The organism is Pseudomonas sp. RIT-To-2, assembly GCF_029623465.1.
Lineage (GTDB): Bacteria > Pseudomonadota > Gammaproteobacteria > Pseudomonadales > Pseudomonadaceae > Aquipseudomonas > Aquipseudomonas silvicola.
On sequence record NZ_JAPYKM010000016.1, the window covers coordinates 1 to 11960 of the forward strand.

The following is an 11960-nucleotide window of genomic DNA, read 5'->3' on the forward strand; positions in this document are numbered from 1 at the left end:
GCCGCCAACACCAGAAATACCAGGGTCAGCACCAGCGCCACCGGAATGGCGAACATCGCGTCATGCAACCCCACCGCCTTGAACGCCTCGCTCATTTGCTCGGCACCCGCTTCGTCCATGGCCTGGCGAGCAAAGCGGTCGCTCAGCAGACCCGCCACCACCGGCCCCATGGAACCGCCCAACAGATACAGCCCGGCGAAGAACAGCGCCATGGCCGTGGCACGCATGCGCGGGTGCACCACTTCCAGAATGGCGGTGTAGGCACAGGTATAGAAGGCGTAGCTGAAGAACCAGCCCAGGCCGAACACCGTCACGAACAGGCCAATGTCGATGCGCCCCGCCGCCAGGGCCCAGGCGGTGGCACTGGCAGCCACTACCATGCAACTGGCAGCCAGCACCAGGCGGCCGTTGGCCAAGCGCTGCTGAACCTTGTCCGCTACCCAACCACCGAGGGTCAGGCCCACCAGGCCGGTGACGCCGACGATGACGCCGGTCGAAACGGCAGCCTGGTGCAACGGCAGGTGAAAGTAGCGTTGCAACATCGGCACCATGAAGCTGTTGCAGGCATAGGTGGCGAAGTTGAACGCCAGGCCCGCCAGCACCAGCCAGCAGAAGGTAGGGATGGCCAGGAGGCGACGCAGTGGTTTGTCCAGCGGCTGCTGGGACACCGGTTCGGCCTCGGCGGCGCCGCGTGCGGGTTCGCGAATGGTGAACATGAACAGCGCCAGCACCAGGCCCGGTATCGCCGCCACGAAGAACGGCGCGCGCCAACTGCCAAAGAACTCGACCATGGCACCGATGGTAAAGAACGCCAGCAGCAGACCCAACGGCAGCCCCAGCATGAAAATCCCCATGGCACGGCCGCGGCGCTGTGGTGGAAACAGGTCGCCAATCAGCGAATTGGCCGCCGGCGCATAGCTGGCCTCGCCAATCCCGATGCCCATGCGCACCAGCAGGAAGGTCCAGAAACCGCCGACGAAACCGTTCACTGCCGTCAGCGCACTCCACACCGCCAGCCCCCAGCCCATCATGCCGCGCCGTGACCCGCGGTCGGCCATGCGCCCCAAGGGTACGCCCGCCGCTGCATAGACTATGGTAAAGGCAGTACCGACAATGCCCAGTTGAAAATCGCTCAGGTGCCACTCCATGCGTAGCGGCTCAATGATGATGGCCGGGATGGTGCGGTCGAAAAAATTGAACAGGTTGGCGAGAAACAGCAGGAACAGGATGCGCCATGCATGGGGCGCCTGGGCAGGTGAAAGCATGATGGCACTCGCTATTATTCTTGTTAAGGGCCTGATGCAATCTAGAACGTGAATGGAAGATTGTCCCCTGAATCAAGTCTCGTGATGGTGGTCTATCATGGCAGGGTCGGTAAAGGTCTCGATGGCAGGGGCCGTTTATCGCGGCTGGCTATGGTATCGATTCCGAAATGTTCAGCAGCACTTTGCCACTACTCGATAGCCACCTTCTATACTGTGGCTAACTCGCCACCCTCGGGTGGCACGGGAGCGTTTGCTCAGAGGCACGCTATGGATTGGCTGGGTTTTCATTTTATAGGCGAATTGCCGGAACACGGGCAGATCCTGCTGAACTGCAGCCATAACCCCTTCCTGGTACTGCTGGCGTATCTGGTGGCCTGCTCGGGCAGTTTCGCCACCCTGGACATGGCCGAGCGCATCAGCCACGTGGAACGGCCAAGTGCCCGACACCAATGGCGCTGGATAGGCGCGCTGTGCCTGGCCGGGGGCATCTGGGCCATGCATTTCATCAGCATGCTGGCGTTCGAAACGCCGGTGGAAATGCATTTCGACCTGCCGGTGACCGTGGTATCACTGCTGATCGCCCTGGTGGCTGGCCTGCTGGCCATGAACACCCTGAGCCGCGAGACAATCAGCCTGTTCGATTATATCAAGAGCGCCATCGGCATCGGCCTGAGCATCGCCGGCATGCATTACGTGGGCATGATCGCCATGCGCTCTCCCGCCACCCAGTACTTCCAGCCCGGGTTGTTCAGCCTGTCGATCGTGGTGGCCATCGTCGCCAGCTTCGCCGCCCTGATACTGGCCCGGCACTTTCGCACCGGCAGCGGCACCTTCCATCAATTGCTCAAATACAGCGCCAGCCTGCTGATGGGTGCTGGCATCGTTGCCACGCACTTCCTGGGCATGTGGTCGCTGGTGATGGCGGTTCCCCAGGGTGCGGCCCTGCATGCGCCCATGGTCGACAACAGCCTGGAGCTGGGCCTGACCGTGGCCTTCATCACCTTGCTGATCATCGCCAGCAGCCTCAGCGCGGCGCTTGCCGACAAGAAACTGCAAAGCAAGGAGCACGACCTGCGCCGGGTCAATGCCTTGCTCAGCCAACTGGACCAGGCGCGGGTTTCACTGCAACAGGTGGCCCACTACGACGCCCTCACCAACCTGATCAACCGCCGCGGCTTCAACCAGCTGTTCGGCGAAAAGCTGATCGAGCAGAAGCTCAACGGCGGCATGCTGGCGGTGATGTTTCTGGATATCGACCATTTCAAGCGCATCAATGACAGCCTTGGCCATGATGCCGGCGACGACCTGCTCAAGGTCATCGCTGGCCATATCAAGAGCGCCACCCGCAGCCATGCCGACGTGGTGGCGCGCTTTGGCGGCGACGAATTCTGCATCCTGATCGCCATGAACAACCGCGACGAAGCCCGCCACATGGCGCAGCGCATCATGCAGAAGATGAAGGAACCCATCGACCTGGCCGGACGGCGCATGGTGATGACCACCAGCATCGGCATCAGCGTGTTCCCGGACGATGGCGACACCTGCGAAGAGCTGCTCAAGCATGCCGACCTTGCGCTGTACCAGTCCAAAGGCGCGGGACGCAATGCGCTGCACTTCTTCAGCACCAACCTGCGCACCAAAGCCACCCTGGAACTGCAACTGGAAGAGGAACTGCGCTACGCCCTGCGCGCGGGCAACGAACTGGACCTGTTCTACCAGCCCATCTTCGACCTGCGCAGTGGGCAGGTCGCCAAGCTCGAAGGGCTGATCCGCTGGCGACACCCCCAGCACGGGCTGCTGAGCCCGGACAGGTTCATCTCCATTGCCGAAACCAACGGGCTTATCGCCGAGCTGGACAACTGGGTGTTGCAGCGGGCGTGCCGAGACCTTGCCCACCTGGGCCGCAACGGCTGCGAACAGTTGAAGATCACGGTCAATTGCTCAGCCTTGAACCTGGCCCGGGAGGAACTGGTGGGCGAAATCCGCTCGGCCCTGGCCGACGCCGGGGTCGCACCGCAGCGGCTGGAGCTGGAAGTGACCGAGAACGCGCTGATGGGCAACATCGCCACCACCATCAGCCTGCTCAATCAGATTCGCGCGCTGGGGGTGTCGCTGTCCATCGACGACTTCGGCACCGGTTATTCTTCCCTGGCGTACCTCAAGCGCCTGCCGCTGGACACCCTGAAGATCGACCGCTCGTTCATTCAGGACATTCCGCGCTCGGCCGCCGACATGGAGATTGTGCAGGCGATCATCGTCATGGCCCACACCCTGCACTTGCAAGTAGTAACCGAAGGCGTCGAGACCGTGCAACAGTATGAATTCCTGGCCAACTATGGCTGCGATTACGTGCAGGGGTACCTGTTGAGCAGGCCGGTGTCGCTTGGCGAACTACGGCCGGTGCTCGACCAGTTGAACGAACACCACAATGCCAACGGTATGGTGTTCAGCCAACCGGTACCCAGCCGTGGCAGCGATGAGCGCGTGGTACGCGACCTGTTCGCTGAGCCACCCGTGGCCCGCCCTGCCCGATAGGTCACGCGCCAGCGACTGCAAGGGTGGCCGCACGCATCAGCGCACCATTACGGTGCCATCAGTCTGCCTGTGCCCTTTCCTGGATCAGCACCCAAGGCGATACCACCACCGCCCACAACGTCGGATCACGCTCCACACAGTCCAGCGCCTGCGATTCAGACACCTTGGCGAGCAATCCAGCGTCCATCCACTGCTTCACTTCAGCCCCATTGTCCGTGGCCACGGCCTCGGCAGCGGCGACCAAATCCAGCGCAGGCTCGACCCACAACAGGGCACCGCGGGCAAAGAAGGGTTGCAGCTCCTGCCATCCGATCACGGCGGTCTCGCCGAGCAGCTTGGCATAGAGGGTGCTAGGTTGTTCAGTCATGGGTTTCACCAAAAAGAATATCGGGGGCAATGATAACGCCCCGGATTGCCATGGAAAAACCCGGTTTCAATTGCGTGATTGATGGCGAGTTCGGAAAAGCCAAGGATGACAACCTGCTGCACAGGTTTGCGCCGCCGTTATTCTGTAACTTCCTGTCGATAAAGCGACACCCTGGCCATTTGCCCCCAGGCGCCAGCTTTTCAATGGATCGAGCGGCGCTCTACACTGTACCGGTACAGTTACCGGGGGCCGATCGGGGTGTTTTTCCGTTCGCTTCGGGCAGTCGTGGGAACACGCGACGCCCGCTTCGACAAGACCCGGTCCTGCAGCATTCGCCGCAAGACTATAAAAAATACAACAGTAGAGTGGAGCACTATGACTAAGCAGATTTCCAAGCTGTTCGCCGCGATGGTCCTGGCGGGGGTTGCCAGCCATTCGTTCGCTGCCGACACCATCAAGATCGGTATCGCCGGCCCGAAAACCGGCGCCGTTGCCCAATACGGCGACATGCAGTTCGCCGGCGCGGAAATGGCCATCGAGCAAATCAACGCCAAGGGCGGCGTCGACGGCAAGAAGCTCGAAGCGGTTGAATACGATGATGCCTGCGACCCGAAACAAGCGGTCGCGGTCGCCAACAAAGTGGTCAACGACGGCGTCAAGTTCGTGGTCGGCCACCTCTGCTCCAGCTCCGCCCAGCCCGCTTCGGACATCTACGAAGACGAAGGCGTGATCATGGTCACCCCCGCCGCTACCAGCCCTGACATCACCAACCGCGGCTACAAGATGGTGTTCCGTACCATTGGCCTGGACAGCGCCCAGGGCCCGGCCGCCGGCAACTACATCGCCAAGTTCGTGAAACCCAAGCTGGTCGCCGTGATCCACGACAAACAGCAATACGGTGAAGGCATCGCCACCGCCGTCAAGGCCACGCTGGAGAAAGACGGTATCAAGGTACCGGTGTTCGAAGGCATCAATGCCGGCGACAAGGATTTCTCCTCGCTCATCGCCAAGCTCAAGCAGGCCAACGTCGACTTCGTCTACTATGGCGGCTACCACCCGGAGCTGGGCCTGATCCTGCGCCAGGCCAAGGAAAAAGGCCTGAACGCCAAGTTCATGGGCCCTGAGGGCGTGGGCAACGAGTCCATCTCGCAGATCGCCCAGGGTGCCGCCGAAGGCCTGCTGGTGACCCTGCCCAAGTCCTTTGACCAGGACCCGGCCAACGTCGCCCTGGCCGATGCCTTCAAGGCCAAGAAACAGGACCCTAGCGGCCCGTTCGTGTTCCCGTCCTACTCGGCCGTGGAAGTGATCGCCGACGCCATCACAGCCGCCAAGAGCGAAGACACCGCCAAGGTGGCCGCGGCCATCCACGCCGGCACCTTCAAGACCCCTACGGGCGACCTGAGCTTTGACGCCAAGGGCGACCTGAAGGACTTCAAGTTCGTGGTCTACGAATGGCACTTCGGCAAGCCGAAGACCGAAGTCAGCCCTCAGTAAACGCTCTTTGAAAACCGATGAAGCCCACTGCGCAAGCAGTGGGCTTTGTTTTACGAGGTAATGGGCCGGGTTTCCGCGATCCGGAAGGCGGCTCACCTGAAAATCTCAAAACCGTCACCAGCGGTTCGCTGGCATAAAGCTTTGCACCCGCGGCTCCGACCGCCCGTGCGAGCAGGAAAATGACTCCACCAGTGAAATGCGTATCAGGTTTTTAGGAGCGCGCGGTAATGCCTGACATCTATCACTTCTTCCAACAGCTGGTTAACGGGCTCACCGTTGGCAGCACGTATGCCCTGATCGCCATCGGCTACACGATGGTCTACGGCATCATTGGAATGATCAACTTCGCCCATGGCGAGGTCTACATGATCGGCTCGTACGTGGCGTTCATCGCCATCGCCGGCCTGGCCATGCTGGGCCTGGACAACGTACCGTTGCTGATGACCGCGGCGTTCTGCGCCAGCATCGTCGTCACCAGTGCCTATGGCTACAGCATCGAACGGATCGCCTACCGCCCCCTGCGCGGCAGCAACCGGCTGATCCCGCTGATTTCGGCCATCGGCATGTCGATCTTCCTGCAGAACACGGTTCTGCTCTCGCAAGACTCCAAGGACAAATCGATCCCCAACCTGATCCCCGGCAATTTCAGCTTCGGGCCAGGGGGGGCACAGGAAGTGCTGATCTCCTACATGCAGATCGTGGTATTCGTTGTGACCCTCATCGCCATGCTCGGCCTGACCCTGTTCATCTCCCGTTCGCGCCTGGGCCGCGCCTGCCGCGCCTGCGCCGAGGACATGAAGATGGCCAACCTGCTGGGCATCAATACCAACAACATCATCGCCCTGACCTTCGTCATCGGCGCGGCCCTGGCCGCGATCGCCGCGGTGCTGTTGAGCATGCAATACGGGGTGATCAACCCCAACGCCGGCTTCCTGGTGGGCCTCAAGGCTTTCACCGCGGCCGTGCTCGGCGGTATCGGCAGCATTCCGGGCGCCATGCTCGGTGGGCTGGTACTGGGTGTGGCCGAAGCGTTTGGCGCCGACGTGTTCGGCGACCAGTACAAGGATGTGGTGGCGTTCGGTCTTTTGGTTCTGGTGCTGCTGTTCCGGCCGACTGGCATTCTGGGCCGTCCGGAGGTTGAAAAAGTATGAACAAGACTCTCAATTCGGCGTTCTTCAGCGCGCTGCTGGTGTGGGCCGTGGCCTACCCGGTGCTGGGCCTGAAACTGTCCATCGATGGCATCCACCTGATCGTCCAGGGTGCCAGCACCACGACCCTGTTGATCATCGCCGCCTGCTCGGTGCTGATGTTCGTGCGGGTGCTGTTCAACCGGCAGATCAGCTCGGCATGGAAAAGCTCCCCGCGGTTGCCACTGGTGCCTGCCAAGGCCGGTGATTTCTTCACGCAGCCCAAGACCCAGCGCTGGGTGATCCTGGGCCTGATCGTGGTGGCATTCATCTGGCCATTCTACGGCTCGCGCGGTGCGGTCGACCTGGCCACCCTGGTACTGATCTACGTGATGCTGGGCCTGGGCCTGAACATCGTCGTGGGCCTGGCCGGGCTGCTGGACCTTGGCTACGTGGGTTTCTATGCCGTGGGTGCGTACACCTACGCGATGCTGTCGCACTACTACGGCTTCAGTTTCTGGATCTGCCTGCCGCTGGCGGGCCTGGCGGCGGCCACCTTCGGCTTCTTGCTGGGCTTCCCGGTGCTGCGCCTGCGCGGTGACTACCTGGCCATCGTGACCCTGGGCTTCGGTGAAATCATCCGCCTTTTCCTGCGCAACCTCACCGACCTCACCGGCGGCCCCAACGGCATCAGCAACATCCCCAAGCCGACCCTGTTCGGGCTGTCGTTCGACCGTTCCGCCGCCGACGGCGCGCAAACGTTCTACGAGTACTTCGGGCTGACCTACAACCCGGTGGGCAAGGTGATCTTCCTTTACCTGGTGGCCCTGCTGCTGGCCCTGGCCGCGCTGTTCATCATCAACCGCCTGCTGCGCATGCCCATCGGCCGTGCCTGGGAAGCACTGCGTGAAGACGAGATCGCCTGCCGCGCGCTGGGCCTGAACCCCACCATCATCAAGCTCTCGGCCTTCACCCTGGGTGCCAGTTTCGCCGGTTTCGCCGGCAGTTTCTTCGCCGCGCGCCAAGGTCTGGTCACCCCGGAGTCGTTCACCTTCATCGAATCGGCCATCATCCTGGCCATCGTGGTGCTGGGTGGGATGGGCTCGCAACTGGGCGTGATCCTGGCGGCGATCGTGATGATCCTGCTGCCGGAAATGATGCGTGAGTTCAGCGATTACCGCATGTTGATGTTCGGCGCCATGATGGTGCTGATGATGATCTGGCGTCCTCAAGGTCTGTTGCCCATGCAGCGCCCCCACATGGAGCTGCGAAAATGACGCAGAACATTCTTGAAGTATCCGGCCTGAGCATGCGTTTCGGCGGCCTGCTGGCCGTCAATGGCGTTGGCCTGTCGGTCAAGGAAAAACAGGTGGTGGCCCTGATCGGCCCCAACGGCGCCGGCAAGACCACGGTGTTCAACTGCCTGACCGGTTTCTACAAGCCCAGCGGCGGCACCATCCTGCTGGACGGCCAGCCCATCCAGGGCATGCCCGGCCACCAGATCGCCCGCAAGGGCGTGGTGCGCACCTTCCAGAACGTGCGGCTGTTCAAGGACATGACCGCCGTGGAAAACCTGCTGATTGCCCAGCACCGGCACCTGAACACCAACTTCCTCTCGGGCCTGTTCAAGACGCCGGCGTTCCGCCGCAGCGAGCGCGAGGCCATGGAATACGCCGAGTTCTGGCTGGAAAAAGTCAACCTCACGGAATTCGCCAACCGCCCTGCCGGCACCCTCGCCTACGGCCAGCAACGGCGCCTGGAGATTGCCCGCTGCATGATGACGCGCCCGCGCATCCTCATGCTCGACGAACCGGCGGCCGGCCTGAACCCGCGCGAGACCGACGACCTCAAGGCGCTGATCGCCACCCTGCGCCAGGAGCACAACGCCACGGTGCTGCTGATCGAGCACGACATGAAGCTGGTCATGAGCATTTCCGACCACATCGTGGTGATCAACCAGGGCACGCCCCTGGCCGACGGCACGCCCGAGCAGATCCGCGACAATCCTGAAGTCATCAAAGCCTACCTGGGGGAAGCGTAAATGCTGCAGTTCGAAAACGTTTCCACCTTCTACGGCAAGATCCAGGCGCTGCACAGCGTCAACGTGGAGGTCAGGCAAGGCGAGATCGTCACCCTGATCGGCGCCAACGGTGCTGGCAAATCGACCTTGCTGATGACCCTGTGCGGCTCGCCCCGCGCCCATTCGGGCAGCATCCGTTACCTGGGTGAAGAACTGGTGGGCCAGGAGTCTTCCGACATCATGCGCAAGAGCATCGCCGTGGTGCCGGAGGGCCGCCGGGTGTTCGCCCGCCTGACCGTGGAAGAAAACCTGGCCATGGGCGGGTTCTTCACAGACAAGGGCGACTACCAGGAGCAGATGGACAAGGTGCTGCAGCTGTTCCCGCGGCTCAAGGAACGCTTCAACCAGCGCGGCGGCACCATGTCGGGCGGTGAACAGCAGATGCTCGCCATCGGCCGCGCGTTGATGAGCAAGCCCAAACTGTTGCTGCTCGACGAGCCGTCGCTGGGGTTGGCCCCGATCATCATCCAGCAGATCTTCGACATCATCGAACAGTTGCGCAAGGATGGCGTGACGGTGTTCCTGGTGGAGCAAAACGCCAACCAGGCCCTGAAAATCGCCGACCGTGCCTACGTGCTGGAAAACGGTCGGGTGGTGATGCAGGGTACCGGTGAAGCCCTGCTGACAGACCCGAAGGTGCGCGAGGCCTACCTGGGCGGCTGACACCTGGGCGCGTCGGCGGTGCTGGCAGGTTCGCCGCGGTCCGCGTAGCAGCGGGTTGCCCAGGCCATCAGGTAATCCGCCACTACCTGCACCCGCCGGGGCATGCCGCCCCGGTACGGGTGCACCAGATACAGTGGTGTACTCGCCGTTTCATACTCGGCCAGTAATGCCACCAGGCTTCCCTCTTCCAGTTCCGTGTGCAGCAGGTACGACGGCAGCCGTGCTACGCCCGCCCCCGCCAGGGCTGCCTTTTTCAGCAAGCTGTAATGATTGCTCGCAAACGGCCCCGCTACCGCCACCCGGATCAGCTCGTGGCGCTGGTGGTAGCGCCACTCCTCTCGCCCCCCGTAATGGGTATTGAGCAGGCAGGCATGCTCGACCAGGTCCTGAGGTACCCGCGGCGCCGCGTGCACGGCCAGGTACGTCGGGCTGGCGCAGGTAATCTCCTGCATCGTCAGCAATGGCCGCGCCACCAGCCGCTCGTCATTGGCCACGGTCTCGCGAATGGCCAGGTCAAAGCCCTCCCGGGCCAGGTCGCGGTAACTGTTGCTCAGGTCCAGTTCTACGGTCAGTTGCGGGTAATCGCGTGCCAGCATCCGCAACAACCCTTCAAAGAACGCCTCCCCCAGGGACACTGGCACCGTAAGGCGCACGGGCCCGGCCAATTCATCCTTGAGCAACGCCAGCGCCTGACGCGCCCGGGCCATCTGCGCGACCAGGGCTTGAGCTTCGGGGAGCAGGGCCGCGCCGGCTGCCGTCAGGCTCAGGCGCCGTGTGCTGCGGTGCAGCAGTTGCACACCGTGGCCGGCCTCCAGGGCGCTGATGCGCTTGGATAACTGCCCCTTGCTCCAACCCAGATGGTGCGCCGCACGGGTGAAACTGCCGGCCTCGATCAGCATGGCGAAGGCGGCCAGATCGTCGAGTTCACTCATTCGATTGTTTCCTCACGAAAACCCAAGGTTGCCTATTGGCAGGATTATCGCAAATAACAAAAGCTCTAGACTGTCTGAACACCCCCTCTGCGAGGAAACACCCATGAAGATCCTGTTGATCGGTGCCAGCGGCACCGTCGGTTCCGCCGTTGCCACCGAACTTGCCCAGCGTCACGACGTGGTTCGCATTGGCCGCAACAGCGGCGATTTCCAGGTGGACATCGCCGAGCCGGCCTCCATCCGCCAGCTGTTCGAACAGGTCGGCCGCTTCGACGCCCTGGTCAGTGCCGTGGGCAGCGTCACCTTCAAGGCCCTCGGTGAAATGGCTGACAACGATTTCAGCCTGGGCCTGCAGAACAAGCTGATGGGCCAGGTGAACCTGCTGCTGATCGGCCGCGAGTTCGCCAACGATGGCGCTTCGTTCACCTTGACCTCCGGCATCCTCAACCGCGACCCGATCCGCACGGGCGCCTCGGCGGCCATGGTCAACGGCGCACTGGACGCCTTCGTCCGCGCCGCCGCCATCGAGCTGCCGCGTGGCCTGCGCATCAACGCCGTGAGCCCCACGGTGCTGGAAGAGGCCATGGGCAGCTACGCGCCTTATTTCCGCGGGTACAAACCGGTGCCAGCCGCCGATGTGGCGCTGGCCTATGCGAAAAGCGTGGAAGGCCTGCAGACCGGCCAAGTGTTCATCGTCGGCTAGCGCCACGGCCCAGCACCCGCAGCGGGCACAATTTTCACTTTTGCTGTGCTAGGGTTCCCGCCATTGACCTGGAGGCCCCCGATGCGCGTTGCCCGTTCCCTGTTGTGCTGTGCCCTGCTGCCGCTGTTCGCCGGTTGCCAGATGTTCGCGTCCACACCAACCCAACCGTCCACTGCCGGCATGACCCGCATGCAGGGTGTGCTGATGGGCAACAACGGCCAGTTGCTGTTCCAGCCTTGCGGCGAGCAGCGTCATTACGCCGTGACCGACATCGGCCACACCGGCGTGCTGCAGGAGGCCGACGGCATCGTCGGCCAGTCCGGGCAGGTCTACGCCGATGTGCGCGGCCGCTTCGAGGCCAGCAAGACCGGCGGCATGGACGGCACCATTGACCTGCATCAGTTCTACCGCCTGGAGCGCTCCACTGCCAGCTGCAAGGACCCGAACTTCAAGTTGCTGACCCTGCGCGCCGCCGGCCAGGATCCCAGCCAATGGGAGCTGCGGGCCAGCGGCAAGGGCCTGGAGCTGAGCCGTGCCGACCAACCCAAGCTGGCCGTGCCTTACGTTGAGGAACAACTGCCCGACGGGCGCCTGAGCTTGAGCACCGAGGCCAACGGCCTGCGCGTTGAGCTGTGGGTAGCGCCCCAGCGCTGTGTGGACCCGGCCACCGGCAGCGTGCAGCAGATGACCGCCGAATTGCGTGTCAACGACCAGCCCTACCGGGGCTGCGCCTACTTCGGTGGCGCCCGGGACGACTGAGCAATAATTGCCGTCGGGCAGTTAAAACCTGACGG

11 protein-coding genes are annotated in these 11960 nt (G+C 62.7%); 8 read left to right on the forward strand and 3 right to left on the reverse strand.

All coding sequences use genetic code 11. The annotated features are described in order from the left end of the window. A partial coding sequence (locus tag QBK88_RS15890; protein WP_277962781.1) for a spinster family MFS transporter occupies positions 1-1265 on the reverse strand: 1265 nt, incomplete at its 3' end. Positions 1266-1532: 267 nt separating this feature from the next. Here QBK88_RS15890 and QBK88_RS15895 point away from each other — a divergent pair. Further along, the gene (locus QBK88_RS15895; RefSeq protein WP_277962782.1) at positions 1533-3800 is read left to right on the forward strand and encodes a bifunctional diguanylate cyclase/phosphodiesterase; all 2268 of its coding nucleotides are present in this window, start codon (positions 1533-1535) and stop codon (positions 3798-3800) included. 58 nt (positions 3801-3858) lie between these two features. Here the strand turns inward: QBK88_RS15895 and QBK88_RS15900 are convergent, their stop codons facing one another. Next, positions 3859-4167 (reverse strand): DUF2288 domain-containing protein, encoded by a 309-nt coding sequence (locus QBK88_RS15900; RefSeq protein ID WP_268144868.1) that lies wholly within the window; start codon positions 4165-4167, stop codon positions 3859-3861. Positions 4168-4542: 375 nt separating this feature from the next. On the opposite strand from QBK88_RS15900, the gene QBK88_RS15905 reads away from it, so the two are divergent. The 5 genes from QBK88_RS15905 to QBK88_RS15925 all read left to right on the forward strand — a co-directional run bounded on the left by QBK88_RS15905 (position 4543) and on the right by QBK88_RS15925 (position 9531). Beyond that, entirely contained in the window at positions 4543-5661 is a 1119-nt protein-coding gene (locus QBK88_RS15905) for a branched-chain amino acid ABC transporter substrate-binding protein (RefSeq protein WP_277962783.1), read from the forward strand. A gap of 227 nt (positions 5662-5888) precedes the next feature. After that, complete coding sequence (gene livH / locus QBK88_RS15910) at positions 5889-6812, forward strand: high-affinity branched-chain amino acid ABC transporter permease LivH (protein WP_268144872.1); 924 nt, start codon at positions 5889-5891, stop codon at positions 6810-6812. Beyond that, complete coding sequence (locus tag QBK88_RS15915; RefSeq protein WP_277962784.1) at positions 6809-8065, forward strand: high-affinity branched-chain amino acid ABC transporter permease LivM; 1257 nt, start codon at positions 6809-6811, stop codon at positions 8063-8065. The genes livH and QBK88_RS15915 overlap by 4 nt, the downstream gene beginning before the upstream one ends. After that, the gene (livG, locus tag QBK88_RS15920) at positions 8062-8829 is read left to right on the forward strand and encodes a high-affinity branched-chain amino acid ABC transporter ATP-binding protein LivG (RefSeq protein WP_268144876.1); all 768 of its coding nucleotides are present in this window, start codon (positions 8062-8064) and stop codon (positions 8827-8829) included. The genes QBK88_RS15915 and livG overlap by 4 nt, the downstream gene beginning before the upstream one ends. After that, entirely contained in the window at positions 8830-9531 is a 702-nt protein-coding gene (locus tag QBK88_RS15925) for an ABC transporter ATP-binding protein (protein ID WP_277962785.1), read from the forward strand. It abuts the gene before it with no gap. Here the strand turns inward: QBK88_RS15925 and QBK88_RS15930 are convergent. Next, positions 9516-10463 (reverse strand): LysR family transcriptional regulator, encoded by a 948-nt coding sequence (locus QBK88_RS15930; RefSeq protein ID WP_277962786.1) that lies wholly within the window; start codon positions 10461-10463, stop codon positions 9516-9518. The genes QBK88_RS15925 and QBK88_RS15930 overlap by 16 nt on opposite strands. 103 nt (positions 10464-10566) lie before the next feature. Between QBK88_RS15930 and QBK88_RS15935 the strand changes: the two genes are divergently transcribed. Next, positions 10567-11166 carry a short chain dehydrogenase gene (locus QBK88_RS15935; protein ID WP_277962787.1) on the forward strand — a complete coding sequence of 200 codons (600 nt, stop codon included), beginning with the start codon at positions 10567-10569 and terminating at the stop codon, positions 11164-11166. An 81-nt stretch (positions 11167-11247) separates the two neighbouring features. Next, positions 11248-11925, forward strand: coding sequence for a COG3650 family protein (locus QBK88_RS15940; RefSeq protein ID WP_158155743.1), 678 nt, complete (start codon positions 11248-11250; stop codon positions 11923-11925). Positions 11926-11960 lie beyond the last annotated feature (35 nt).

Coding starts and splice junctions, on each gene's coding strand:
- QBK88_RS15900 (WP_268144868.1), bottom strand. CDS start 4,167: ATGACTGAACAACCTAGCACCCTCTATGCCAAGCTGCTCGGCGAGACC.
- QBK88_RS15915 (WP_277962784.1), top strand. CDS start 6,809: ATGAACAAGACTCTCAATTCGGCGTTCTTCAGCGCGCTGCTGGTGTGG.
- livG (WP_268144876.1), top strand. CDS start 8,062: ATGACGCAGAACATTCTTGAAGTATCCGGCCTGAGCATGCGTTTCGGC.
- QBK88_RS15940 (WP_158155743.1), top strand. CDS start 11,248: ATGCGCGTTGCCCGTTCCCTGTTGTGCTGTGCCCTGCTGCCGCTGTTC.
- livH (WP_268144872.1), top strand. CDS start 5,889: ATGCCTGACATCTATCACTTCTTCCAACAGCTGGTTAACGGGCTCACC.
- QBK88_RS15895 (WP_277962782.1), top strand. CDS start 1,533: ATGGATTGGCTGGGTTTTCATTTTATAGGCGAATTGCCGGAACACGGG.
- QBK88_RS15905 (WP_277962783.1), top strand. CDS start 4,543: ATGACTAAGCAGATTTCCAAGCTGTTCGCCGCGATGGTCCTGGCGGGG.
- QBK88_RS15925 (WP_277962785.1), top strand. CDS start 8,830: ATGCTGCAGTTCGAAAACGTTTCCACCTTCTACGGCAAGATCCAGGCG.
- QBK88_RS15935 (WP_277962787.1), top strand. CDS start 10,567: ATGAAGATCCTGTTGATCGGTGCCAGCGGCACCGTCGGTTCCGCCGTT.
- QBK88_RS15930 (WP_277962786.1), bottom strand. CDS start 10,463: ATGAGTGAACTCGACGATCTGGCCGCCTTCGCCATGCTGATCGAGGCC.